This is a genomic window from Pseudomonas sp. CCOS 191, assembly GCF_001007005.1.
GTDB lineage: Bacteria > Pseudomonadota > Gammaproteobacteria > Pseudomonadales > Pseudomonadaceae > Aquipseudomonas > Aquipseudomonas soli.
In genome coordinates, this window is the sequence record NZ_LN847264.1 from 4,487,649 (window position 1) to 4,512,511 (window position 24,863).

Annotated in this window: 25 protein-coding genes; 9 read left to right on the top strand and 16 right to left on the bottom strand. The window is 65.0% G+C overall.

Annotated elements, in window-relative coordinates; translation table 11 throughout:
- The first annotated feature begins 76 nt into the window (after positions 1-76).
- Positions 77-952 carry a DMT family transporter gene (locus CCOS191_RS19890; RefSeq protein ID WP_038705615.1) on the top strand — a complete coding sequence of 292 codons (876 nt, stop codon included), beginning with the start codon at positions 77-79 and terminating at the stop codon, positions 950-952.
- A gap of 42 nt (positions 953-994) precedes the next feature.
- Here CCOS191_RS19890 and CCOS191_RS19895 read toward each other — a convergent pair whose 3' ends face one another.
- From CCOS191_RS19895 to cysK, 3 genes are all read right to left on the bottom strand, one after another.
- Positions 995-1,876, bottom strand: a complete 882-nt coding sequence (locus CCOS191_RS19895) for a DMT family transporter (RefSeq protein ID WP_046856669.1) — start codon at positions 1,874-1,876, stop codon at positions 995-997.
- Positions 1,877-2,257: 381 nt separating this feature from the next.
- Positions 2,258-3,193: an aspartyl/asparaginyl beta-hydroxylase domain-containing protein gene (locus CCOS191_RS19900; protein WP_046856670.1), complete on the bottom strand. Its 936-nt coding sequence runs from the start codon at positions 3,191-3,193 to the stop codon at positions 2,258-2,260.
- A gap of 156 nt (positions 3,194-3,349) precedes the next feature.
- Positions 3,350-4,324 carry a cysteine synthase A gene (cysK, locus tag CCOS191_RS19905; protein WP_046856671.1) on the bottom strand — a complete coding sequence of 325 codons (975 nt, stop codon included), beginning with the start codon at positions 4,322-4,324 and terminating at the stop codon, positions 3,350-3,352.
- Between the two features lie 133 nt (positions 4,325-4,457).
- Here cysK and CCOS191_RS19910 point away from each other — a divergent pair, with 133 nt between their 5' ends.
- The 3 genes from CCOS191_RS19910 (at position 4,458) to CCOS191_RS19920 (ending at position 7,759) form a co-directional block, all read left to right on the top strand.
- On the top strand, positions 4,458-5,531 hold the full coding sequence (locus CCOS191_RS19910; protein ID WP_046856672.1) for a DUF748 domain-containing protein: 1,074 nt from the start codon (positions 4,458-4,460) through the stop codon (positions 5,529-5,531).
- 190 nt (positions 5,532-5,721) lie between these two features.
- A complete protein-coding gene (locus CCOS191_RS19915) occupies positions 5,722-6,567 on the top strand; it encodes an AAA family ATPase (RefSeq protein ID WP_023629931.1) in 846 nt (281 codons plus the stop codon).
- A 13-nt stretch (positions 6,568-6,580) separates the two neighbouring features.
- A complete protein-coding gene (locus CCOS191_RS19920) occupies positions 6,581-7,759 on the top strand; it encodes a vWA domain-containing protein (RefSeq protein WP_046856673.1) in 1,179 nt (392 codons plus the stop codon).
- 123 nt (positions 7,760-7,882) lie between these two features.
- On the opposite strand, the gene CCOS191_RS19925 is transcribed toward CCOS191_RS19920, so the two are convergent.
- The 4 genes from CCOS191_RS19925 to CCOS191_RS19940 are packed head-to-tail and all read right to left on the bottom strand — an operon-like array spanning position 7,883 to position 11,583.
- On the bottom strand, positions 7,883-8,818 hold the full coding sequence (locus tag CCOS191_RS19925) for a biotin-dependent carboxyltransferase family protein (RefSeq protein ID WP_046856674.1): 936 nt from the start codon (positions 8,816-8,818) through the stop codon (positions 7,883-7,885).
- Complete coding sequence (pxpB, locus tag CCOS191_RS19930; RefSeq protein ID WP_046856675.1) at positions 8,815-9,510, bottom strand: 5-oxoprolinase subunit PxpB; 696 nt, start codon at positions 9,508-9,510, stop codon at positions 8,815-8,817. The genes CCOS191_RS19925 and pxpB overlap by 4 nt, the downstream gene beginning before the upstream one ends.
- On the bottom strand, positions 9,507-10,286 hold the full coding sequence (locus CCOS191_RS19935) for a 5-oxoprolinase subunit PxpA (RefSeq protein ID WP_046856676.1): 780 nt from the start codon (positions 10,284-10,286) through the stop codon (positions 9,507-9,509). Before CCOS191_RS19935 ends, pxpB begins: the two co-directional genes overlap by 4 nt.
- Before the next feature lie 10 nt (positions 10,287-10,296).
- Positions 10,297-11,583: an MFS transporter gene (locus CCOS191_RS19940; RefSeq protein WP_038705611.1), complete on the bottom strand. Its 1,287-nt coding sequence runs from the start codon at positions 11,581-11,583 to the stop codon at positions 10,297-10,299.
- Positions 11,584-11,712: 129 nt separating this feature from the next.
- Here CCOS191_RS19940 and CCOS191_RS19945 point away from each other — a divergent pair, with 129 nt between their 5' ends.
- Complete coding sequence (locus CCOS191_RS19945; RefSeq protein ID WP_046856677.1) at positions 11,713-12,624, top strand: LysR family transcriptional regulator; 912 nt, start codon at positions 11,713-11,715, stop codon at positions 12,622-12,624.
- Positions 12,625-12,648: 24 nt separating this feature from the next.
- On the opposite strand, the gene CCOS191_RS19950 is transcribed toward CCOS191_RS19945, so the two are convergent.
- From CCOS191_RS19950 to CCOS191_RS19960, 3 genes are read right to left on the bottom strand one after another with little or no spacing between them, the layout of a single operon-like run.
- Positions 12,649-13,170, bottom strand: coding sequence for a DUF2937 family protein (locus CCOS191_RS19950; protein WP_023632562.1), 522 nt, complete (start codon positions 13,168-13,170; stop codon positions 12,649-12,651).
- 9 nt (positions 13,171-13,179) lie between these two features.
- Positions 13,180-13,953: a class II glutamine amidotransferase gene (locus tag CCOS191_RS19955; protein ID WP_038705609.1), complete on the bottom strand. Its 774-nt coding sequence runs from the start codon at positions 13,951-13,953 to the stop codon at positions 13,180-13,182.
- A gap of 16 nt (positions 13,954-13,969) precedes the next feature.
- Positions 13,970-14,479: a hypothetical protein gene (locus CCOS191_RS19960; RefSeq protein ID WP_038705608.1), complete on the bottom strand. Its 510-nt coding sequence runs from the start codon at positions 14,477-14,479 to the stop codon at positions 13,970-13,972.
- Between the two features lie 125 nt (positions 14,480-14,604).
- On the opposite strand from CCOS191_RS19960, the gene CCOS191_RS19965 reads away from it, so the two are divergent.
- Together CCOS191_RS19965 and CCOS191_RS19970 are read left to right on the top strand one after the other, a co-directional pair.
- Entirely contained in the window at positions 14,605-16,647 is a 2,043-nt protein-coding gene (locus CCOS191_RS19965; protein ID WP_046856678.1) for a S9 family peptidase, read from the top strand.
- A gap of 85 nt (positions 16,648-16,732) precedes the next feature.
- Positions 16,733-17,206, top strand: coding sequence for a cyclic nucleotide-binding domain-containing protein (locus tag CCOS191_RS19970; RefSeq protein WP_046856679.1), 474 nt, complete (start codon positions 16,733-16,735; stop codon positions 17,204-17,206).
- Here CCOS191_RS19970 and CCOS191_RS19975 read toward each other — a convergent pair.
- A complete protein-coding gene (locus CCOS191_RS19975; RefSeq protein WP_046856680.1) occupies positions 17,203-17,478 on the bottom strand; it encodes a hypothetical protein in 276 nt (91 codons plus the stop codon). The two genes, CCOS191_RS19970 and CCOS191_RS19975, sit on opposite strands and share 4 nt — an antisense overlap.
- Positions 17,479-17,610: 132 nt before the next feature.
- Between CCOS191_RS19975 and CCOS191_RS19980 the strand changes: the two genes are divergently transcribed.
- The gene (locus CCOS191_RS19980; protein ID WP_023632486.1) at positions 17,611-17,976 is read left to right on the top strand and encodes a YajD family HNH nuclease; all 366 of its coding nucleotides are present in this window, start codon (positions 17,611-17,613) and stop codon (positions 17,974-17,976) included.
- Positions 17,977-18,049: 73 nt separating this feature from the next.
- Entirely contained in the window at positions 18,050-18,520 is a 471-nt protein-coding gene (locus CCOS191_RS19985; protein WP_046856681.1) for an RNA methyltransferase, read from the top strand.
- Positions 18,521-18,689: 169 nt separating this feature from the next.
- Here the strand turns inward: CCOS191_RS19985 and CCOS191_RS19990 are convergent, their stop codons facing one another.
- The 5 genes from CCOS191_RS19990 to CCOS191_RS20010 all read right to left on the bottom strand — a co-directional run bounded on the left by CCOS191_RS19990 (position 18,690) and on the right by CCOS191_RS20010 (position 24,802).
- Positions 18,690-20,180 (bottom strand): aldehyde dehydrogenase, encoded by a 1,491-nt coding sequence (locus CCOS191_RS19990; RefSeq protein ID WP_046856682.1) that lies wholly within the window; start codon positions 20,178-20,180, stop codon positions 18,690-18,692.
- Between the two features lie 2 nt (positions 20,181-20,182).
- Positions 20,183-21,085 carry a dihydrodipicolinate synthase family protein gene (locus CCOS191_RS19995; RefSeq protein ID WP_046857879.1) on the bottom strand — a complete coding sequence of 301 codons (903 nt, stop codon included), beginning with the start codon at positions 21,083-21,085 and terminating at the stop codon, positions 20,183-20,185.
- 66 nt (positions 21,086-21,151) lie between these two features.
- On the bottom strand, positions 21,152-22,480 hold the full coding sequence (locus tag CCOS191_RS20000) for an MFS transporter (protein WP_046856683.1): 1,329 nt from the start codon (positions 22,478-22,480) through the stop codon (positions 21,152-21,154).
- A gap of 186 nt (positions 22,481-22,666) precedes the next feature.
- Positions 22,667-23,986 carry an NAD(P)/FAD-dependent oxidoreductase gene (locus tag CCOS191_RS20005; protein WP_046856684.1) on the bottom strand — a complete coding sequence of 440 codons (1,320 nt, stop codon included), beginning with the start codon at positions 23,984-23,986 and terminating at the stop codon, positions 22,667-22,669.
- 93 nt (positions 23,987-24,079) lie between these two features.
- Complete coding sequence (locus CCOS191_RS20010) at positions 24,080-24,802, bottom strand: GntR family transcriptional regulator (RefSeq protein WP_046856685.1); 723 nt, start codon at positions 24,800-24,802, stop codon at positions 24,080-24,082.
- Between the last annotated feature and the right edge of the window lie 61 nt (positions 24,803-24,863).

Below are 24,863 nucleotides of genomic sequence, written 5' to 3' on the forward strand. Positions count from 1 at the left end.
ACACAGCAAGAAAGCACAAGAATCCCCCACTCGCCCTGACGTACACTCGCGCCCTGCCCTACCGCCGGAGACCACCGTGAGCCCCATCGCCCTCGCCCGCCTGCTGACCCTTGCCGCTGTCTGGGGCGCCAGCTTCCTGTTCATGCGCATCATTGCCCCCGAGCTGGGTACCGTGCCGACCGCCTTCTTCCGCGTGTCGATCGCCTGCCTGGGACTGATCGCCATCCTCGCCGCTGCCCGCGTGCGCTGGAACTTCGAGGGCAAGCTGGGCGCCTGCCTGGTGCTGGGCATGATCAACTCGGGCATTCCGGCCACGTTCTATTCCGTGGCGGCGCAGGTGCTGCCGGCCGGCTATTCGGCGATCTTCAACGCCACCACGCCGCTGATGGGCGTGCTGATCGGCGCCTTGTTCTTCCGCGAAGCCATGACCCTGCCCAAGCTCTGCGGGATCTTCCTCGGGCTGTTCGGTGTCGGCATCCTCAGCGGTGCCGGCCCAGTGGCGCTGGACATGGCCCTGGTGCAAGGCGCACTGGCCTGCCTGGCCGCCACCACCTGCTACGGCTTCGCGGGCTTTCTGGCAAGGCGCTGGGTCGGCACGCTGGACAGCCGTCTGTCGGCGCTGGGCAGCATGCTCGGCGCCACCTTGCTGCTCAGCCCGCTGTTCGCCTGGAGCGCGCTGACCCAGCCGCCGGCCAGCTGGGGCGGCTGGCAGGTATGGCTGTCGCTCCTGGGCCTGGGGCTACTGTGCACGGCGTTCGCCTACATCCTGTACTTCCGCCTGCTGAACGAAATCGGGCCGGTCAAGGCCAGCACCGTGACCTTCCTGATCCCGGTGTTCGGCGTGCTGTGGGGCGCATGGCTGCTGGATGAGCCGCTGTCGATGGCGCACCTGTATGGCGGCCTGCTGATCGGTGCGGCGCTGTGGTTGGTGCTGCGCCCGGCACGGCACTGAAAAAAGGGGAGCGGGCTTGCCCCGCTCCCACCGCTCGTTGACTCAGGCCTCGGCTGTGCGCAACGCAGGTTTACGGAACACGAACAGCAAGCCGATCACGATCAGTCCCATCCCCAGCAGGCTGAGGGGCGCCAGGCGGTTGCCGAAGATGATGAAATCCATCACCGCCGTGACCGCCGGCACCAGGTAGAACAGGCTGGTGACATTGACCAGGTTGCCCCTTGCGATCAGCCGGTACAGCAGCAGCGTGGCCAGCAACGAGACCACCAGCCCCATCCACAGCAGCGCGCCGAGGAAACTGGCGTTCCATTGGACATGCAGCGGCTGCAACGGCGCGAACACCGCGCACATTGCAAAGCCCGCCATGTATTGCAGGGGCAAGGTGCCCATGGGATTGTCGGTAATGCGTTTCTGCAGGATCGAGCCCAAGGTCATGCTGGCCAGCGCCAGCAGGGCGAACAGCATCCCGGCAAGGGATACCCCACCCAGGTTGATACCCTGGTAGACCACCATCACCAGGCCGCCCAGGCCAAGCCCCAGGCCGAACAATCGGCTCCAGGACCGCTGACGCTCCATCAGCACCACGGTCAGGATCGGTTGCACGCCCATGACCGTGGCCATGACACCGGGCGTAACGTGAGTGTTCAGCGCGAGCAGGTAGAAGATCTGGTAGGCACCGAGCAATACGCAGCCGGTCCCCAGGGCGCGAACAATGCCGCCCCGGGTACGCGGCCAACGTAATCCGAGCAACGGACCGATCAACAGCAGACCGAACAGCGCCAGGGCCGAACGCAGCAGCAGGAAGGCGAAGGGGCTGGCTTGGGCCAGGCCAAGCTTGGAGACGATCGCCCCGCTGCTCCACAGCAGGACGAACAGGCTGGTCGTGGCCGCCGAGGCCACGGATGCTTTGTTGAGGACAAACATGTATGCCACCTGTATACGGGCAAATGAGCCGTACGGAGGGCCTATCGCGACTTGCGGGGATAGCCGACCGTGTTCAGTAGGTTGCGAGTGCGGTGGGGAGCGGCCAGCGGCCGGTCAGCCCAGCACCACGACTGCGCAAGGAGGCGGAGCTACGCCGCCTACCACGCCACTGACAGGTGGTGGATAGTGACTGATCATGGCCGGCTGCTGGCTGCCACGCACGACCACGTCCGCGACAGGCGCGAGAACGTAAGCGGTGGTGGAAGGGATGGCTGGCATGAACAGGTCTTCGGGGAAGAGAGTGTTTCGGAATATAGCGGGGGAATCATCGCGGGGCAAGCCTGCTTGCACAAGGTGCGAAAGCAGGCCTGCTCAACCGGATCAGAACAACCAGTGGTACAGGGCGTAGGCGACGACAACCGCCAGCACCGGCCGCAGCACGCGGTAGGCCTTGGGGTTGGCACGCTTGAACTGCTTGACCCGGGTGCTGATGACATTGCTGAAGCGCTTGCTCCAGGCATAGGCCTGGTTGATCCCGCCGACACGCTCGTCATCGGTGTTCTGCGGCGCGGTGGCGCGGCCGAGGAAGGCACTGACCTTGCGGTTGATGCGGGTCATCAGCGGGCTGTTGAGCGGGCGCTCGACGTCGCAGAACAGGATCACGCGGGTGACCTCGGTCTCGTTCTTGACCCAGTGCACGAAGGTCTCGTCGAACATCACGTCCTCGCCGTCGCGCCAGGCGTAGGGCTGGCCATCAACGTAGATGCGGCAGTTGTCGGAGTTCGGCGTGGACAGCCCGAGGTGATAGCGCAGGGAACCGGCGAACGGGTCGCGGTGCGGGTTCAGGTGGCTGCCGCCGGGCAACAGGGCGAACATCGCGCCCTTGACGTTGGGAATGCTGCTGACCAGCTCGACGGTCTTCGGGCACAGCGCTTCGGCCGAAGGCAGCGGTTTGTCGTACCACTTCAGGTAGAAGCGCTTCCAGCCCTTCTTGAAGAACGAACCGAAGCCGGCGTCGTTGTCTTTTTCCGCCGCGCGGATGTAACCCTCGTCGAACAGGCGCATGGCCTCTTCGCGGATCACCTCCCAGTTGTCCTTGAGCACATCCAGCTCGGGGAAGCGCTGGCGGTCCAGGTACGGTTTGGAAGGTACGCCGGAAAACAGGTACATCAGGCTGTTGTAGGGGGCGAACAGCGCCGAATGGTTGACGAACTGGCGCAGCACCGGCAGGCGTGCCTTGCCGCGCAGGTGCACAAACAGCACACTGCCGAAGAACACCAGCAGGACACCGGCCTTGGCGACGAAGGAAAAGGTCATGCAACACTCCTTGGAGGGGAAATCAGGCCATCCCCAGATAGCCGGACATCATAAACCCATCAGGAGCAGCTGCAAGCCAGAAGCTGCAAGCGGCAAGTTCAAGCTGATCCGCGTCAATACCGCCATGCCTTCGACTTGCAGCTTGCAGCGTGTCGCTTACTGCTGGTTCTCCTGCTCGGTGAACAGATCGCTGAACAGCATGCTCGACAGGTAACGCTCGCCCGAATCCGGCAAGATCACCACGATGGTCTTGCCCTGCATCTCCGGTTTCTCGGCCAGGCGCACCGCCGCTGCCATCGCCGCGCCGCAAGAGATGCCGCAGAGGATGCCCTCCTCCTGCATCAGGCGGATGGCCATGGCCTTGGACTCTTCCTCGGTCACCGTCTCGACCTGATCGACGATCGACAGGTCGAGGTTCTTCGGCACGAAGCCGGCGCCGATACCCTGGATCTTGTGCGGGGTGGGCTTGAGCTCCTCGCCGGCCAGGGTCTGGCTGATCAGCGGCGAGTTCACCGGTTCCACCGCCACCGACAGGATCGCCTTGCCCTGGGTGTGCTTGATGTAGCGCGACACGCCGGTGATGGTGCCACCGGTGCCGACGCCGGCAACCAGCACGTCGACCGCGCCATCAGTGTCGTTCCAGATTTCCGGGCCGGTGGTCTTCTCGTGGATGGCCGGGTTGGCCGGGTTGTCGAACTGGCCCGGCAGGAAGTGCTGCGCAGGGTCGGAGGCGACGATCTCGTTGGCCTTCTCGATGGCGCCCTTCATGCCCTTGGCCTTGTCGGTCAGCACCAGCTCGGCGCCCAGCGCTTTGAGTACCTTGCGCCGCTCCAGGCTCATCGAGTCGGGCATGGTCAGCACCAGCTTGTAGCCACGGGCGGCGGCCACGAAGGCCAGGCCAATACCGGTATTACCCGAGGTGGGCTCGACGATGGTCATGCCCGGCTTGAGCTTGCCGCTGCTCTCGGCGTCCCAGATCATGTTCGCGCCGATCCGGCACTTTACCGAGTAGCCAGGGTTGCGCCCTTCGGTCTTGGCCAGGATGGTCACGCCGCGCGGGGCAATACGGTTGATCTGCACCAGCGGCGTGTTGCCGATGGAATGGGCGTTGTCGGCGTAGATACGGCTCATGGCGGCGGTCCTTGAACAGGAAAAAGTGCAGGGAAAACCTTGAGGGTAAGCCTGCAATCGGTGAGCGTAAAGCCCGTTCGAACTCGACGAAACGGCCTGCGGTCAACCGCACATGCTCCCGTGGAGAAACCCGATGAAAGCGCGCTACCGCTGGCCACTGGTCGGCTTCGCCAGCCTGGTCGCACTGCTGGTGGCCCTGCACCTGGCCTTGCCTTACCTGGTGCGTGACTACCTCAACGACAAGCTGGCCGACATGGGCGACTACCGCGGCCAGGTCCGCGACGTCGACCTGGCGTGGTGGCGTGGTGCCTACCAGATCAATGGCCTGAAGATCGTCAAGGTCAGCGGCAAGGTGCCGGTGCCGCTGCTCGAAGCACCGCTGATCGACCTGTCGGTGAGCTGGCACTCGCTGTGGTACGACCGCGCCGTGGTCGCCGAAGTGACCTTCGTACGCCCCGAAATCAATTTCGTCGACGGCGGCAACAAACAGAACTCTCAGACCGGCCAGGGCACCGACTGGCGCCAGCAACTGGAAAAACTGCTGCCGATCACCCTTAACGACGTGCGCATCGAACAAGGCTCCCTCACCTTCCGCAACTTCAATTCCAGCCCGCCGGTGGACCTCAAGGCCACCCGGCTGGACGCAAGCATCCGCAACCTGACCAACGTGCGCGACGAAAAGGGCCGGCGCGACGCCAGCTTCGAAGGGACGGCGCTGCTGCTGGGCGATGCCAAGGTGGAAAGCCGCGCCACCTTCGACCCCTTCAGCGACTTCGACGACTTCCAGTTCCGCCTGCGCGCCACCGGCATCGAACTGCGCCGGCTGAACGACTTCGCCAGTGCCTATGGCAAGTTCGACTTCAATGCCGGGCATGGCGATGTGGTAATCGAGGCCGAGGCCGAGAACGGCCGGCTCAAGGGCTACATCAAGCCGCTGTTGCGCGATGTCGATGTGTTCAATTGGCAGCAGGACGTGGAAGACAAGGACAAGGGCATCTTGCGCTCGATATGGGAAGCCGTCGTGGGCGCCACCGAGACCGTGCTCAAGAACCAGCCGAAAAACCAGTTCGCCACCCGCGTGGAACTCAGCGGCAGCGTGCACCAGCAGGACATCAGCGCCTTCGAGGCGTTCCTGCAGATCCTGCGCAACGGCTTCATCCAGGCGTTCAACGCACGCTACGAGCAGCCCGCGCCCAAATCCGACTGAGCCCTGGGTGACGGACCATTCAGGGACTGAATACCCGGTCTGCGTTTTCACGCGTCGGGCGTGGCGTTATAGTCGTTGGCACATCAATAAACATGTATTGCCTGGGCCGGCCCTATCGCCGGCAAGCCGGCTCCCACAGGGAGCGGGTCTGCCCGCAATGACGCCAGCCAGCCACCCAGAGGATCGGTTAATGAAGTTCGAAGGCACCCGCGACTACGTCGCCACAGATGACCTCAAGCTGGCGGTCAACGCGGCCATCACCCTGGAGCGCCCGTTGCTGGTCAAGGGCGAGCCGGGTACTGGCAAGACCATGCTCGCCGAACAGCTGGCCGCCTCCTTCGGCGCACGCCTGATCACCTGGCACATCAAGTCGACCACCAAGGCCCACCAGGGCCTGTACGAATACGACGCGGTCAGCCGCCTGCGTGATTCGCAGCTGGGCGTGGACAAGGTCCACGATGTGCGCAACTACCTGAAAAAAGGCAAGCTGTGGGAGGCCTTCGAGGCCGACGAGCGGGTAATCCTGCTGATCGACGAAATCGACAAGGCCGATATCGAGTTCCCCAACGACCTGTTGCAGGAACTCGACAAGATGGAGTTCTACGTCTACGAAATCGACGAGACCATCAAGGCCAAGCAGCGCCCGATCATCATCATCACCTCCAACAACGAAAAGGAGCTGCCTGACGCCTTCCTGCGCCGCTGCTTCTTCCACTACATCGCCTTCCCCGACCGCGCCACCCTGCAGCAGATCGTCGATGTGCACTACCCCAACATCAGCCAGTCGCTGGTCAGCGAGGCACTGGACGTGTTCTTCGACGTGCGCAAGGTGCCGGGCCTGAAGAAAAAGCCCTCCACCTCCGAGCTGGTCGACTGGCTCAAGCTGCTGATGGCCGACAACATCGGCGAGGCGGTACTGCGCGAGCGCGACCCGACCAAGGCCATCCCGCCGTTGGCCGGGGCCCTGGTGAAGAACGAACAGGACGTGACGCTGCTCGAGCGCCTGGCCTTCATGAGCCGGCGCGGCAACCGCTGACGGGAGCCGGGCCATGCTGCTCAACCTGTTCAATGAAATGCGCGCGGCCAAGGTGCCGGTGTCGGTGCGCGAGTTGCTCGACCTGCACCATGCCTTGCAAAAAGGTGTGGTGTTCGCCGACATGGACGCCTTCTACTATCTGGCCCGCGCCATCCTGGTAAAGGACGAACGGCACTTCGACAAGTTCGACCGTGCCTTCGCCGCCTACTTCAAGGGCCTGGAAAACCTCGACCGGCATATCGAGGCGTTGATCCCCGACGAGTGGCTGCGCAAGGAGTTCGAGCGCTCGCTCACCGACGAGGAACGGGCGCAGATCCAGTCCCTGGGCGGGCTGGACAAGCTGATCGAGGAGTTCAAGAAGCGCTTGGAGGAGCAGAAGGAACGCCATGCCGGCGGCAACAAATGGATCGGCACGGGTGGCACCAGCCCGTTCGGCTCGGGCGGTTTCAACCCCGAGGGCATCCGCGTCGGCGAGGCCGGCAAGCGCCAGGGCAAGGCAGTGAAGGTCTGGGACCAGCGCGAGTACAAGAACCTCGACGACCAGGTCGAGCTGGGCACGCGCAACATCAAGCTGGCCCTGCGCCGGCTGCGCAAGTTCGCCCGCGAAGGCGCCGCCGAGGAGCTGGACATCGACGGCACCATCGATCACACCGCCCGTGACGCCGGCCTGCTGAACATCCAGATGCGCCCCGAACGGCGCAATACGGTGAAGCTGCTGTTGCTGTTCGACATCGGCGGCTCGATGGACGCCCACATCAAGGTCTGCGAGGAACTGTTCTCGGCCTGCAAGACCGAGTTCAAGCACCTGGAGTACTACTACTTCCACAACTTCGTCTACGAGTCGGTGTGGAAGAACAACCTGCGCCGCACCTCGGAGCGCTTCTCCACCTTCGACCTGCTGCACAAGTACGGCGACGACTACAAAGTGATCTTCGTCGGCGACGCAGCCATGGCACCCTACGAGATCACCCAGCCCGGCGGCAGCGTCGAGCACTGGAACGAAGAGGCCGGGTACGTGTGGATGCAGCGCTTCATGGAGAAGTTCAGGAAGATCATCTGGATCAACCCGTATCCGAAGCAGGCCTGGGACTACACCGCCTCGACCCATCTGGTGCGGGACCTGATCGAGGACAAGATGTATCCGTTGACGTTGCAGGGGTTGGAAGAGGGAATGCGTTACCTGTCCAAGTAATCTATTGACCGAACTGGCATCATCGCGGGGCAAGCCCGCTCCCACGCCAGCCCTGCAAATGCACGAGTGGCGTGGGAGCGGCGGTTCGGCGCCCCGACTTGCCTCGCGATGAAGCCGGCAGACTCAACCCCAGCAGCGCAGGCATGCCTGCTGCTCGCGCCACGCCTCGTCCTGCACCACCGCCCTGAAGCGTATCGTCGCGCCCGGCATGCACTGCGCCAGTTGCGCCAGCGCCAGCGGCGTCAACGCCCCCAGCCGCGGATATCCACCGATGGTCTGCCGGTCATTGAGCAGTACGATAGGCTGCCCGTCCGGCGGCACCTGCACGGCGCCTAGCGGAATTCCCTCGGAGATCATCGGCGCGCCCTGGTAGACCAGTTGCGGCCCGAGCAGGCGAATGCCCATGCGGTCGGCACGGCTGTCCAGCGTCCAGTCACGGTTGAACGCCTCGAACAGGCTGGTGCCGCTGAAATTGCCTATCTGCGCCCCCATCACCAGGTCCAGCACAGGCTTGTCCGCATATACCGGCCGCAACGTTTCGGGAACGTGGGAGCGGCGGTTCGGCGCCCCGACTTGCCCCGCGATGGCAGCAGCATGCAGTACCTCCCCTTTCACCAACGCCCGGCCCTGGCCGTCAACCCCGCCCAGCTCTTCCCGAACCACCGTGGCACAACTCCCCAGCACCGACTTGCCCACAAACCCGCCAGGCACCGCCAGATAAGCACGTACCCCTTGGCGAGGCTGACGCAGCGTCAGCTGCTGGCCCTTGCCGAGGTTGAAGCTGGTCCAGGGCGCCACGGCCTGCCCGTCGACCTGCGCATCCAGGTCGGCCCCGGCCAACGCCAGCATGCAATCTTCCTCGGCAATCACACTGAATCCGCCGAGGGCGATTTCCACCACGGCGCTGTCCAGGGTATTGCCCAGCAACCAGTTGGCCCAGCGCATCGCCACCCAATCCAGTGCGCCGCCCTGGGTCACCCCCAGATGCCGCACGCCGAAGCGGCCACCATCCTGCAATTGGCACAGCGCGGTGCTGGCCTCGATCCTCAACTGGCTCATGCCTGGGCCTCCAGCGGGCTGTCATCACCGCCCAGGTTGATGAACTCGGCGTGCCCGACGGCCACAAAACGTACCCGGTCACCCGGTTGCAGCAGGCTATAGCCCTCGCGCTCACGGTCAAACAGGTGCACCGGAGTCCGTCCGATCAGGTTCCAGCCGCCCGGCGACACCGCCGGATACGCGGCGGTCTGGCGTTCGGCAATGCCGACACTGCCCGCTGCCACACGCTTGCGCGGGGTGCTCAGGCGCGGTGTGGCCAGGCGCTCGTCGACCAGCCCCATGAAGCCGAAACCCGGGGCGAACCCCAGCGCGAACACCGGGTAATCACGGCCACAGTGCACGTCGATCACTTCCGCTTCGCTCAGCCCGCTTCGCGCAGCCAGCACCGGCAACTCGGGGCCGACGCTGGCGTGGTACCAAACCGGGATCTCGTGCCTGCGCCCGGCCTTTCCGTCATCCGGCCGCAGGCCCTCCAGTGCGTGCAGGATGCGCCGGCGCGCTTCGCCCGGCGCCAGGTCGAACTGCACCATCAGCGTGGTGTAGGACGGCACCAGGTCGATCAACTGTTGGCCAAAGACGTCCCGCAAGCGCTGGCTGGCGGCGAGGATCCACGGCATGTTGCCTTCATCGATGGCATCGAACAGCCGCACCATCAGGCTGTCGACGGCCACCACTTCGATACGTGGGGTCATGCCTGCTCCAGCGCGTCGAGTGCCTGGCGGATCTGGCGTACCGCAGCCACGGAACCATCGTTGTCGCCATGCACGCACAGGGTGCTGGCGTTCAACCGCACCTCGCTGCCATCGTCGGCCACCAGGGCCTCGCCCTTGGCCAGGCGCAAGGCCTGCTCGACCACCAGCGCCGGGTCATGGTGCACCGAGTCCGGCAGGCGCCGCGACATCAGGTGCCCGCTGGCGGTGTAGCCACGGTCGGCGAAGGCTTCGAACCACAACGGCACGCCGATCTCATCGCCCAGGGCCTGGGCGGCGCTGTCGTCGGCGGTGGCCATGAGCATCAGCGGCAGGCCGCTGTCGAATGCCGCCACGGCCTCGAGCACGGTGCGCAGGATGGCCGGGTTGGCCATCATGTCGTTGTACAGCGCGCCATGGGGCTTGACGTAGGCCACCCGGCCACCGAGCACCTTGCAGATGCCGTCCAGGGCGCCGATCTGGTAATGCAGCAGGTCGCGGATCTCGTCGCTGCTGCAGGCCATGGAGCGGCGGCCGAAGCCTGCCAGGTCCGGGTAGGCCGGGTGCGCGCCGATGGCCACCCGGTGCTCCAGCGCCAGGGCCACGGTGCGGCGCATGGTGCCAGGGTCGCCGGCGTGATAGCCGCAGGCGATGTTGGCGCAGTCGATGAACGGCATGACCTTGGCATCCTGGCCCATGCGCCAGTTGCCGAAGCTCTCGCCCATGTCGCAATTGAGTAGCAGGCGTTTCACCTGGCGGACCTCCGTATCAATGTTCATGGTGCCTACCTTAGCGCGCCTGGAGCGCTTTGCCGCGGGTTTCCGGCAGGCTCAGCGCGGCCAGGATCACCACACCGTAGGACACCGCGGCGAAGGCGCCAATCCCCAGGCCCAACGGCACTTTCTCGCCGAGCAGGCCGATCAGCAGCGGGAACATGGCCGCGATGACCTTGCCGATGTTGTAGCAGAAGCCCTGCCCCGAGCCACGGATGCGGGTAGGGAACAGCTCGGTAAGGAACGAACCCATGCCGCTGAAGATGCCCGAGGCGAAGAAGCCCAGCGGGAAGCCCAGCCACAGCATCACGTTGTCGCTGACCGGCAGCTGCGTGTAGAGCAGGACGATGACGAACGAGCCCACGGCGAACAGGATGAAGTTCTTCCGCCGCCCCAGCAGGTCGCAGAGGTAGGCACTGACCACATAGCCGATGTAGGAGCCGACGATGACCATCGCCAGGTAGCCGCCGGTACCGAGCACGCTCAGGCCGCGCTCGTTCTTGAGGAAGGTCGGCAGCCACGAGGTGATGGCGTAGTAGCCGCCCAGGGCACCTGTGGTGAGCAGCGAGGCGCGGATCGTGGTCCACAACATGCCGGGGGCGAAGATCTCGTAAAAGTGCGAAGGCGCCGCGACCGTCTCGGCGGCCTTGGCCTCGCGGTAGACCTCCGGGTCCTTGACCAGGCGCCGCACGAAGATCACGAAGATCGCCGGCAGCAACCCGAGCAGGAACAGCGCGCGCCAGGCCTGCTCGGCCGGCAGCCAGGAGAACAGCAGCGCGTAGAGGATGGCGGTCAGGCCCCAGCCGATGGCCCAGCCCGACTGCACCATGCCCACCGCCTTGCCGCGGTCCTGGGCACGGATCACCTCGCCGATCAGCACCGCGCCGGCGGTCCATTCGCCACCGAAACCGAAGCCCATCAGGGTACGGGCGATCAACAGCTGCTCATAGCTCTGGGCGAAACCGCAGAGGAAGGTGAAAAAGGCAAACCACAGCACCGTCAGTTGCAGGGTACGCACCCGCCCGATACGGTCGGAGAGGATGCCGGCGATCCAGCCGCCCAGGGCCGAGGCGATCAGCGTGCTGGTATGGATCAGCCCGGCTTCGGCGGTGCTGATGCCCCACAGCATGATCAGCGTGGGGATGACGAAGCTCAGCATCTGGGTGTCCATGCCGTCCAGGCCGTAGCCGATCTTGCAGCTCCAGAAGGTGCGTCGTTGCTGGGAATCGATGTCGCGGTACCAGGCGAAAGGGCCGCTCGAGGTTCGGGCGGGGGCCTGCTGCTGCACGCCGGTCGGGTTCATGGTTGCCTCGGCTTGTTGGTATTGTTCTATGGGCGACGTCGGGCGTCGCGGCCTGGGCACCATGTTCAGAGGCCGCGCCCGGCACGTCCAACGAGAAAATCCGCCGGTCTGGAACAAGAAAAACTGATCATGAACCTTCGTTTCCTCGAAACCTTCGTCTGGGTCGCCCGGCTCAAGAGCTTCCGCCTCACCGCCGAGAAGCTGTTCACCACCCAGGCCTCGGTGTCCAGCCGCATCGCCGCGCTGGAGGCCGACCTGGGCGTGAAACTGCTGTTGCGCGATTCGCGCGGGGTCAGCCTGACACCCGAGGGCGCCAAAGTGCTGGAATATGCCGAACGCATGCTCGACACCGCCAAGGCCATGAAGCAATCGCTGGACAGCGACCGGGCCAAGACCGGACGCATTCGCCTGGGGGTCATGGACACAGTCATCCATACCTGGATGAGCGCACTGGTGGCGGAGCTGGGCGAACGCTACCCGCAGGTGGAGATCGAGCTGGTGGCCGATACCGCGCTGAACCTGCGCGAGCAGTTGCAGAAGGGCTTTCTCGACGTGATCCTGCAGACCGACCTGCTGCGCGAACAGTCGATCCGCAGCCAGGACCTGGCGCGCTACCCGATGGGCTGGATCGTCGCCGCCGGCTCCCCGCACCACCGCACCTACGCCTCGCTGGCGGAACTGGCCCGCGAACGCATCGTCACCTTCTCGAAAAATTCACGACCGCACCAGGAGGTGCTCAGCCTGTTGCAGGCAGCCGGGGCCGAGGCGCCACGCCTGAACTGCGTGAACTCGGTGGCGGCGATCACCCGCCTGCTGCGCGACGGTTTCGGCATCGGCGCGCTGCCACCGGCACTGGTGGATGGCGAATTGAGCCGGGGCGAGCTGGTGTTGCTGGACGGCTTGCAGCCACCACCGAGCCTGGAGCTGGTGGTGGCCTGGCAGACCGGCGTGGCGTTGGTGGACGAGATCGTCGACGTGTGCCGGCAAGTGCTGGAGCGCTATGCGCGGGATGTGGGCGGGCAGCGGATCGTGCTGGTCTGAACGACGATCAGGGCAGCAACAGCATCACCGCCAGCTTTCCTTCACCACCTTGCGCCGCCCACCGAGGATCACCCAGCCAATCACCAGCAACAGGCTCTCGACCACGAACGCCAGCACGAACCCGCTGCCGATCCCCCAGCCGATCGCCTCGGGCACCAGCAGGATCTGGTAGCTGTAGCCCTTGAGCGTCTCTTCGCGCAGCGTCGGCTCCGGCTGCACCAGCACATGCCAGGTGCGGCTCACCCACGAGCCTTGCAGGGCCTGCCATTCATGCTCCAACGCCTGGTTGCGGATCAGCAGGCTCTCGATGCTGTTGGCATCGCTGTTGAACACCGGATCGTCGCTGCTGCGGTAATGCCGCACCAGCGCCTGCAGGTCGCCGTTGAAGAAGCGCTGCGCGGTCTGGCGGAAGCCGTCCAGGGCCTGACGCGACTCGAGCAGGTGCGCCTCGACGCGCTGGCTGTAGTCCTTGACCAACCCCGGCACCTGGAGACCGGCCAGCAGGCCGAAGGTGAACAACAGCAAACGCAGGTAACTTCTGAACATGGAGCTTCCTTAGCTCTGGCCGTGGGCGACGCACTCGCCATGGCGCCACAGACCCCATTGCCCCGGCTCGTAGCGGTTCCAGGTCTCGTTCTCGGTCAGGGCCTCGGTGGCGATCACCGTGACCACGTCGTTGGGGGTGGTTTGCGTGTGGAAGTCGACGATCAGGTCGACATCCTTCAGCCGCGCCGCACCGAACGGCGCGCGGCGGGTGATGTGCACCAGTTTGGTCGAGCAGAAGCAGAACAGCCAGTCGCCGTCGCTGAGCAAGCAGTTGAACACGCCCTTGCCGCGGTACTCGGCGCAGGCCTCGACCAGCACCGGCAGCAGTTGCTCGGCTTCCACCGGCTCGGGGAAGGCCTCGCGGATACGATTGAGCAGGTCGCAGAAGGCGGCCTCGCTGTCGGTGTCGCCAATTGGTCGGTAGAACGTGCGCTGGCCGGCGAAGTCACCCAGCTGGCCGTTGTGCGCGAAGCACCAGTTGCGGCCCCACAGCTCGCGCACGAACGGGTGGGTGTTGGACAGGCAGACCTTGCCGACGTTGGCCTGGCGGATATGACCGATGACCACTTCGCTCTTGATCGGGTAGCGCTGCACCAGGTTGGCCACTTCCGACTCGCTGCTCGCCGCCGGGTCTTGGAACAGGCGCAGGCCGCGCCCCTCGTAGAAACCGATGCCCCAGCCATCGCGGTGCGGGCCGGTGCGCCCGCCGCGCTGCATCAGGCCGGTGAAGCTGAAGACGATATCGGTGGGGACGTTGGCGCTCATGCCCAGCAGTTCGCACATGTTCGCGGCTCCTGGCTTACAGACGGGGTTCGACGCGGCCCTGCCCGGGGCCGGAGCGGCGCACGGGGGCCGGTGGCGGATCGTCGCGGTAGCGGTCGTGACGATTGGCGGCCAGGGACGCATCGGCCACGACCTCCTCCTCTTCCTTGGCCTGGCGCTGGGCGGCGGCCTCACGCTGGGCGCGGCGTTCGCGGGCACGCTTTTCCAGCGGCCAGCGGATCAGCACGAAGACAAAGTACAGGGCAAAGGCGATCATCCCGTACATGGCAAGGTCCGAGGCTGCGCGCCAGGCGTTGTTGCCGACCTTGAAGGCGAGGTCCAGCGCGGTGATGGCGATGGCCGGGGCGAAGCTTTCCTTGACCGGGTCGACGATGGTCGGGGCGAACAGCAGCACGGCGATGATCACCCGCAGCGGCTCGCGCAGCCAGCGCCACATCCAGCCGGTCAGCTTGAAACCCACCAGCAGGCAGCCCAGGGCGGCAACGGCGTACAGGCCCCAGGCCAGCGTATAGTCGTGTTCGGTCATGGTGTTGGTGCAAGCCAGGCAAAGAGACGCCTATGATAAACACTTTTACCGGCGCAGGCTGCCCCCGCACCGCATGCGACCCGCAGTGGCCCCTCGCGAGGGGCCCATCATCGATGAGATCACCCATGCCCCTGACCCTTCCCGCCCCTATCGCCCATCAAGCCGACGGCAACGACCCCTACGCCTGGCTGCAGGACCGCGACACGCCCGAGGTGCTGGCCTACCTGGCCGAGGAAAACGCCTACCAGGAAGCCTGCCTGGCCGGCCAGGCGCCGCTGCGTGAGCAACTGTTCGAAGAGATCAAGAGCCGCATCCTCGAGACCGACCTGTCGCTGCCCTCGCCCTGGGGTCCGTACCTCTACTACACCCGCACAACCGCCGGCGACGAGTACCCGCGCCACTACCGCTGCCCGCGCCCGGCCGACGACAGCAATACGGTCGATGAAAGCCGCGAGGAACTGCTGCTCGACCCCAATGCGCTGGCGAACGGCGGTTTCCTCTCCCTCGGCGCCTTCAGCATCAGCCCCGACCATCGCCTGCTGGCCTACAGCCTGGATACCAGCGGCGACGAGGTCTACACCCTGTACGTCAAGGACCTGGCCAGCGGCGCGCTGAGCGCCCTGCCCTTCGACGACTGCGACGGCAGCATGACTTGGGCCAACGACAGCCAGACGCTGTTTTTCGCCGAGCTGGACGACACCCACCGCCCCTGGCGCCTGCGCCGCCACACCCTGGGCGAGGCCGCGGCCACCAGCGTATTCGAAGAGCCCGACGGACGTTTCTTCCTGCACTGCTACCGCGCCAGCTCCGAACGCCAACTGGTGCTGCTGCTCAACAGCAAGACCACCAGCGAAGCCTGGGTACTCGATGCGGCCACGCCGCACGCCGACTTCACCTGCCTGGCGCCACGGGTCGAAGGCCATGAGTACTTCCCCGACCATGGCCAGCTCGACGGTCAATGGCGCTGGTTCATCCGCAGCAACCAGGACGGTATCAACTTCGCCCTGTTCCATGCGCCGGCAGACAGCGTCCCGGCCCGCGCGCAATGGCAGGTGCTGGTGCCGCACCGCGACGACATCATGCTCGAAGGCGTCAGCCTCAATGCCTCGGCGCTGTCCCTGAGCCTGCGCGAAGGCGGCCTGCCGATCATCGAAGTGCGCCCGCAAGACCTGCCGGCCTACCGCGTCGAACTGCCGGATGCCGCCTACAGCCTCTACGTGCAGGACAGCCTGGAATTCGCCAGCTCGCGCATCCGCCTGCGCTACGAAGCCCTCAACCGCCCGGCCCAGGTGCGTCAGCTGGAGCTGGCCACAGGCGCCCAGCAGGTGCTCAAGCAAACCCCGGTGCTCGGCGCCTTCGACGCCGACGACTACATCAGCCAGCGCCTGTGGGCGGTGGCCAAGGACGGCACCCGGGTACCGATCAGCCTGGTGCGCCGTCGCGCCGACGAAGGCAAGACGGTGCCGCTCTACCTCTACGGCTATGGTGCCTACGGCGAGAGCCTCGACCCGTGGTTCTCCCATGCCCGCCTGAGCCTGCTGGAACGTGGCGTGGCCTTCGCCATCGCCCATGTGCGCGGTGGTGGCGAGCTGGGTGAAGCCTGGTACCGGGCCGGCAAGCAGGAACACAAGCACAACAGCTTCGACGACTTCATCGCCTGCGCCGAACATCTGGTCGCCGAAGGCGTGACCAGCCGCGAACGCCTGGCCATCAGTGGCGGCAGTGCCGGCGGCCTGCTGATGGGCGCGGTGCTCAACCTGCGCCCCGAGCTGTTCCGCTGCGCCATCGCCGAAGTGCCGTTCGTCGATGTGCTCAACACCATGCTCGACCCCGAGCTGCCGCTGACCGTCACCGAGTACGACGAATGGGGCAACCCGGAAGACCCCGAGGTGTATGCGCGGATCAAGGCCTACGCGCCGTACGAGAACGTCAGGGCCCAGGCCTACCCGGCCATGCTGGTGATCGCCGGCTACAACGACAGCCGAGTGCAGTACTGGGAGGCGGCCAAGTGGGTGGCGCGCCTGCGCACGCGCAAGACCGACGCCAACCTGCTGCTGCTCAAGACCGAGATGGGCGCCGGCCACGGCGGCATGAGCGGCCGCTACCAGGGGCTGCGCGACGTGGCGTTGGAGTATGCGTTCGTCTTCAATGAGCTGGGCGTGGCGTAAAACGCGAATTTCGTTGTCTCACAAGCGCCACGGCCACAGATTGTGCGCACGCGGCGCTTTCCAGACATGCGAAGAAGAACAACACATGCCCGACACCCAGCACCTGAACGCCGAAATCCGCGACATGCTCATGGACTGCGGTCTGTTCGACACCCTGCAGCCCAGCGATTTCGTCACCGCCGCCGGCTATTTCAGCCTCACCGCCGTGAGCGAAGGCCAGACCCTGTTCAGCGAAGGCGACGCCGGCACCTTCATGTGCATCCTCCACCGCGGCGTGGTCTCGGTGCGCAAGACCGACGGCAACGGCACCGAGGTGGAAATCGCCACCCTGCGCAAGGGCCGAGCCTTCGGCGAAATGGCCGTGCTCGACGGCGAGCGCCGCTCGGCCACCTGCGTGGCCGCCAGCGACTGCCAGCTGCTGACCCTGGGCAAGGACTCGCTGGAGAAGATGCTCGCCGACGCGCCGCGCATTGCCGCCCGCATCATTCGCGCCCTGGCCGTGGCGCTTTCACGGCGCCTGCGGATGCAGGATGGCCAGCGCCTGGCACAGCAGGTCTAATCGCGTTTAGGCGGCGGTTTTGGCGGATCCTGGCTCAACCCCGGCAACGGTTGGTCCTTCGGCGGCCCCGGCACCGGCATGGGCGGCAGCAGCGGCGCGCCGGGCCGGTTGGCGCCGGCCTTGGGCGGCGTGCTCGGGGTGATCTGCGGGTAGGGCGTCGGCGTCGGCGTCCCCGGTGCTCCCGGGACGGTCGTGAGCGGCCGCTGCTGACCTGCAGCGTCGGCCAACGGCACTGCGCCAAGCAACAATGCAGCGAGGATCGCATGCAACATCTGCAGCCTCCTGTCAGAAACCTTCCTACAGGCTATGCCCAATGGCGCATTTTTGCCTGTCCGCCCGCCCGACTGGCGCGCTAGACTCAAGGACATAACCGTCATTGCCCTGATTAGAAAAAAGGTAACACCATGAGTTCCACCTCCGACGCCACCGCCCGCCTCGACCGTATCCTCGCCGACGCCAAGCGCGACAAGGAAATGGGCTATCGCGACAAGGCGCTGAAAATGTACCCCCACGTCTGCGGCCGCTGCACCCGCGAGTTCTCCGGCAAACGCCTGTCGGAACTGACCGTGCATCACCGTGACCACAACCACGACAACAATCCCCAGGACGGCTCCAACTGGGAACTGCTGTGCCTGTACTGCCACGACAACGAGCACGCCCGCTACACCGACCAGCAGTATTTCAGCGAAGGTTCGCTGAGCACGCCGAAAGTCGCCGTGGCCACCCACAACCCGTTCGCCGGCCTGGCCGCGCTGATGAAGAAGGACTGACCGTCGATTCCCGCCCCCGCCGTGTCGGCAAGCCCGTATAATCGCGCTCTTTTTTTGCGAAGGGCCCCGACACGTGGCGAACAAACGGTACAGCTGCATCGGCCTGTTCAACCCCAAATCCGCCGAGAACGTCGGTTCGGTGATGCGCGCGGCCGGCTGCTATGGGGTCAATTCGGTGTTCTACACCGGCAAGCGCTATGAGCGCGCCCGGGATTTCGTCACCGATACCAAGCGCGTGCACTACGACATCCCGCTGATCGGCATCGACGACCTGCAGCGCATCATCCCCCTGGGTTGCACGCCGGTGGCGGTAGAACTGGTGGACGGTGCGCGCCCCCTGCCCGAATACACCCACCCGGACCGGGCGATCTACATCTTCGGACCTGAGGATGGCTCGCTGAGCGAAGACGTGCGCGGTTGGTGCGAAGAGACCATCTATATCCCGACCCAGGGCTGCATGAACCTGGCGGCGACGGTGAATGTGGTGCTGTATGACCGCATGGCCAAGGGGTTGAATACGCGGTCGGGGCCCAAGTTCAAGTAACGCCGGAATGAACGCCTGGGGCATGCGTATGCAAGCATCATGTCCATAGGCGCCGCTGACGCGGCGCATCGCCGGCAAGCCGGCTCCCACACTGTCCGAGTTGGCCAGATGTCATGCACAGTACCTGTGGGAGCCGGCTTGCCGGCGATAAGGCCGATCCTGCTGACGCTTACGTAGCGTTGATCCAGATGGTCTTCAGCTCCGTGTACTGGTCATGCGCCCACTGCGATTTGTCGCGGCCACCAAACCCGGACTCCTTGTAGCCGCCGAATGGCGTCGAAGCATCGCCCTCGCCGAAGCAGTTCACCGTCACCACCCCGGCGCGGATCTCCCGCGACAGGCGCAAGGCATTGCGCAGGCTGCCGGTGTAGGCCGACGCGGCCAGGCCGTAGACCGTATCGTTGGCCAGCTCGATGGCTTCGTCGATGGTCGTGAAACTGGTCACGCTGAGCACCGGTCCGAAGATTTCCTCGACGAACAGGCGGCTGTCCCGCGCCACGCCGTCGACGATGGTCGGTTGCACGTACACACCTTCCTGCGTCTCGCCCCCCTGCACCACCTTGAGCGAATGCTCGGCGGCGTACTCCAGGTATGAACGCACCTTCTCGAAGTGGGCTTTGCTGACCATCGCGCCCAGGCGGTTTTCCGGGTCGAGCGGATCACCCAGCTGCCAGTCCTTCAGGTGCTTGGCCATGAGGCCGAGCAACTCGTCCTTCACCGCCTCGTGCACGATCAGCCGCGACGACGCCGAGCAGTTCTCGCCCATGTTCCAGAACGCCCCGGCAGTGACGAACTGCGCGACCTCGTCCAGGTCCTCGCAGTCGTTCATCACCACCGCCGGGTTCTTGCCACCCAACTCCAGCACGATGCGCTTGAGGTTGGACTCGGCGGCATACTTGAGGAACAACCGGCCAGTGTCGGTGGAACCGGTGAAGCTGACCATCGGGATATCCATGTGGCGGCCGATGGCCTCGCCCACCTCACGGCCACCGCCCGGCACCAGGTTGAACACCCCTGCCGGAATGCCGGCCTGGTGCGCCAGTTCGGCCACGCGCAGCGCGCTGAGGGTGGTTTCCTTGGCCGGCTTGACCACGATCGAGCAACCGGCGGCCAGCGACGGGGCGATCTTCCAGGCCAGCATCAGCAGCGGGAAGTTCCACGGCAGCACCAGGCCGACCACGCCGATGGCCTCGCGGACCACCAGGGTCACCGCAGCGTTGCCGGTGGGCGCGGTGTTGTCGTAGAGCTTGTCGATCAGTTCGGCGTGCCAGCGGATCGTGTGGATGGTTTCCGGCACATCGACATTCTGGCACTCGCTTACCGGCTTGCCGCTGTCCAGGCTTTCCAGTACCGCCAGTTCGTGGGCATTGTCCTCCAGCAACTGGGCAAACTTCAGCAGCACCTGCTTGCGCTCGCCCGGCTGGCGCTTCGACCAGGTACCGGCCTCGAACACACGCTTGGCAGCCGCCACCGCGAGGTCCACATCCTGCACGTCGCAGGCGGCCACTTGGGCCAGCAACTGGCCGGTAGCCGGGTTGCTGGTGACGAAGGTGTTACCCGCGACGGCATCGCGGAACTCGCCGTCGATGAACGCCTGGGTACGCGGGTGCAGTTTCGCGGCGATGGCCGCGTATTCGGCCTTGCTGAGCAATTCAGCCATGTTCAGGCACCTCCTGTGATCTGCGCGACATTGCGCTTGAGTTCGCCGACCACCCGCTCGAGTGCCTGCTTTTCGGCCCCGTCAAGGTCCTGCAAAGGCTTGCGTACGCCACCGCTGCGCAAACCGTCGAGGGCACAGCCATACTTGATCGACTGGACGAACTTGCCCCCTTCGAGGAAGTCCATCAGCGGCATCATCGCCGCCATGATGCGGCGCGCCTTGTCGAAGTCTTTCTCCAGCACGCACGCCTCATAAAGCGCCACATGCTCGCGGGGGATGAAGTTGGAGCCGGCGCAGACCCAGCTTTTCGCGCCCCAGGCAAAGAACTCCAGGGCCTGGTCGTCCCAACCGCAGGACAGCTGGATGTGCGGGCGCCGAATGGCCAGGCGGTGCAACTGGGCCATGTCGCCGGAGCTTTCCTTGATGGCGACGATGTTCTGCACATCGGCCACCGCATCGAAGAACTCATCGCCCATGCTCACACCCATGCGGCCGGGATAGTTGTAGAGCATGATCGGCAGGCCGGCGGCGGCGTCCACCGCTTTTACATGCAGGGCAATTTCCTGCTGGGTCGGCAGCGCATAGGGCGGTGTGCCGACCAGCAGCGCATCGGCCTTGATCTCCTTGGCGTGCCTGGCGAAGGCCACGGCGTCCTCGGTGCGGATGCCGCCGGTGCCGACGATCAGCGGCAGGCGACCGTTGAGCACATCCTTGGCCTGGGCCGCCAGCTCGACGCGCTCCTGGGTGGTATGGGCGTAGTATTCGCCGGTGGAGCCGCCGATGATCACACCGTGGATCTTCGCCTCGACCAGGTATTCGAGAACCTCGGCGAAGGCCGCCTTGTCGATCGAGCCGTCAGTGGCCAGGGGGGTGATTGCCGGGGTGTAGATGCCTTCGAATTTCACGATCAGGTACTCCATTGGACACAAGGTTTCAGGCCGCGTCGGGCAACCCCGGCGCGGTGCAAGGGATCAATTCAGGGCGGCTGCCTGCTGCAGGTTGAGCGCACGGGTCTCCGGGGCCAGTGCCCAGGCCACCAGCAAGCCGAGCAAGGTGACTGCGGCTGCCGCGTACATGGTGAAGGCGATGCCATAGCCATCGAGCACCAGCGGCACCAGCCATGTGCCGATCGCAGCGCCAACCCGCGACAGCGAGGTGCCGACGCCCACGGCGTTGGCGCGGATCTCGGTGGGGAACAGTTCGTTGGGGTAGACCAGCTGCAGCACCTGGGCGCCGCCGATGAACAGCGCGTAGGCGCCGAACAGAGCGAGGATCAGCAGTTCCGAACCTGCGTGGAACACACCCAGCCCCAGCAGCGCCAGCCCCGACCAGAAGAAGCTGTGGATCAGCATGCTGCGCCGGCCCATGCTGTTGATCAGCCGCGTGGCGACGATGCAACCGACCACAAACAGCAAGGTGATCGCCACCGAGCCGAACGAGGCCCAGTCGCCCTTGAGGTTGAGCGCGCCAAGCACCTTCGGCGCGAAGGCGTACACGGCGAATACCGGGATCACCGAGCAGGACCAGAACACCGCGACGAACATCATGCGTTTGCCATAGCCCGAATGCAGCAGGCTGAGGAACGACAGCTTCTTCTGCTCCGGCTCCTCGGGCAGGTTGCGCAGGGAGAAGGTGTCGCCGTAGACGCTCTTGATCACCGCCTCCGCTTCACTTGCACGGCCCTTGCTCAGCAGCCAGCGCGGCGACTCCGGCGTCCCCAGGCGGATCAGGAACAGCAGCGCGCCGATCAGCGCCGGGCTGGCCAGCACCAGGCGCCAGGCATCGTCGCCGCCCTGACGCAGGAGGAAGTCGCCGAGGATGTAGGCGAAGGCCGCACCGGCGAACCAGAGAATGGTCAGGGTGGCCAGGCGCGGGCCACGGTTCTTCCTGGGCAGGAACTCCACCAGCAGCGAAGTGGCCACGGGGTATTCGATGCCCACGGCGATACCGAGCGTGAAACGCAGCAGGAACAGCACCAGCCCCGACTCCACCCAGAATTGGCTGAGCGAGGCGAGGATGAACAAGATAGGGCCGACGAAGAACACCCGTTTGCGCCCGAAGCGGTCGGTCAGCCAGCCACCGAGAAAACCGCCGAAGAAAATCCCGATCAACGCCGAAGCGGCGATCATGCCCTGCCAGAAACTGCTCAACGAAAGGCCCGCAGACATCTGCACCAGGGCCACGCCAATGATGCTCAGCACATAACCATCGACGAACGAGCCACCGCCGGAACGCACGGTGAGCAATTGATGAAAGCGATTAAGCGGTACGTCTTCGATTGATACATTGGTATTTGTCATTATTGTCTCCTGCCATCATCAAACGCAGGCCGTTTTGAGGGCGAGCGAACCCGCGAAACCGAAATTCAATTTCAGCTCCGAACGGTCGAAGTTGCACTTCGAACCCAAACAGCACGCAATAGAAACCGCAGGCCGGGCAATCAACGCCCAGCGAATATCAAGTTGTTAATAACGCTTTAAATCACATCAACTTTCTTGCCCGGCGCGGTATTGCCCCCACTTGAGATTAAGGTTAAGGCCCAACGACACCAGCGCGGCCGGTGGATTGGCGCAGGGGCCCGGCGCATTCAGCACGAAATCGATCAGTTCATTGCGTTCGCCCGCCAGCCAGTCGGCCAGCAACTTGCCGGTGGCCGTGCCGCGGGTCACGCCCAGGCCGTTGCAGCACAGGGCGCCATAGACATTGGGCGACAGTTCGCCGAAAAAACCCGTGTGGTTGCGCGACATCGCCAGCGCGCCACCCCAGGTATGCTCGAACGGCAGGCCGGATACCATCGGGAAGCGCCGCTCGAAGGCATCGCGATGGCGCACGGCAAAGCGTTCCAGGTACTTGCGGTTGGCCCGGCCATCGGGGTTGAAGCTGAAGCTGTTGCGGATCAGCAGGCGATTGTCCGGCGTGCGTCGCACGGTGGTGCCGAACGGATCGGCCGGGATCACCCCCCAGTAAGGCTTGCCGCCCAGGCGCAGCTGTTCCTCGGGCGTCATCGGGCGGGTCAGGCTGGCATAGGTGAACACCGGCAGCATGCGGCCCTTGAGGAAACCGAAGCTCATGCCGAAGGCATTGGTGGTGAGGATCAGCTTGTCGGTGGTGATAGAGCCGTTGGCATGCCGCAGCACGGTCTTGGCGCCGTACTCGACCTCGGTGATCGGCGTGTGCTCGTACAGGGTGACATTGGCCGGCAGGCTGTCGGCAAGCCCCTTGACCAGCGCCGAGGGCTGCACCAGCGAAGTGCCCGGCGTGAACAAGGCCTTGCGGTAGAACGTGGTGCCGATGTGTTCGGGCAGCTCGTCTGCCTCGATCATCTCGTAGGGCTGGCCGAGCTTGTCCAGGCCCCGGCGGTAGGCATCGAGCACGGCGACGCCGCGTGGCTCGACGGCGGCCTGGTACTTGCCGCAGTGCTTCATCTGGCAGTCGATCTGGAAGCGCTCCACCAGCTCCTTGAGGAACGCCTGGCCACTGAGGTTGAGCTTGAGCGTCTTGCTCGCCACGCCGATGTCGCCGATGTAGTCATCGGCACCGATGTCATGGGGCAGGTCGATGGCGAACCCGGCGTTGCGCCCGGACGAGCCGAAGCCGACCTCCTGGGCTTCCAGCAGCACGATCTGCTGCTCGGGAAAGTTCAGCGCCAGCTGCCGCGCGGCGGCAAGGCCGGTGAACCCGGCACCGACGATGACCCAGCGCGCCGTGGTATGGCCGGCGTGCGGCGCCCGGGTGCGGCGCCCCTTGCTCAGGTGGTACCAGCCGCAGGTACTGTCGTCGGCGGGCAACGAGGTGATCTTTGTCATTTCAGGAACCAGATATTGTTGTTAGGTCTGTTCCTCATCACGCCCGCCCGTTCCGGCCTCCTGCCGGAAGATTGGGGGGCGGTGAGCATCACGTCACAAGGCCAGTGCCACTTCCATTCCCTGGGGCGCCGCGTATTCGGCCATGCGCCGACGGGACAGCTCGAAGTGCTCGCGCACCAGTTGCCCCGCGGTTTGCGGATCGCGGCGTTCGATCGCCTCGATCATCTGATCGTGTTGCATGCAGGCCAGCTCGAGGTCGCGCTGCATGTCGTCGGTGGTCGGGTGACGGTAGAAGATCTTGCCCAGGCGGGTGTGGTCGATCAGCAGGCGGCGCAGGCTGGGCAGCAGGTAGTCGTTGTGGGCGATCTTGCCGATCTCCAGGTGGAAGGCATCGTTGTAGAGCACGCGGTTTTCCACGTCCTTGCTCTCGATGGCCTGGCGGAACAGTGCCTGGATGGCCTTGAGCCCTTCGATCTCCGCCTCCGTGGCATGGGTGGCCGCCAGTTGCGTGGTGGCGATGTAGATCAGCGGCGCGGCCAGGAAGAAGCTGTGCAGCGAATCGTGGTTCATCGCCGCCACCCGCGGGGCCCGGTTGGCCTCAAGCTCCACATAACCCTCGGCAGCCATCTGCCGCAACAGCTCGCGAACCGGAGGCCGCGACAAGCCGAATTCGTCGCACAGCGCCAGCTCGTCGACCACCGCTCCCGGCGCCAGCTCCATGCTGAGGATGCGCCGGCGCAGGGCCTCGGCAAGCACGCCCTTGCGATCGATGGGCACCTCGTCGGTGGACGGTTGGACATCAGCGTTGGCTTTCATGGCGGCCTTTTTGGTTGTCATATGCTTGTGTCTACAATTTGTATAATGAATATAGAGCGCC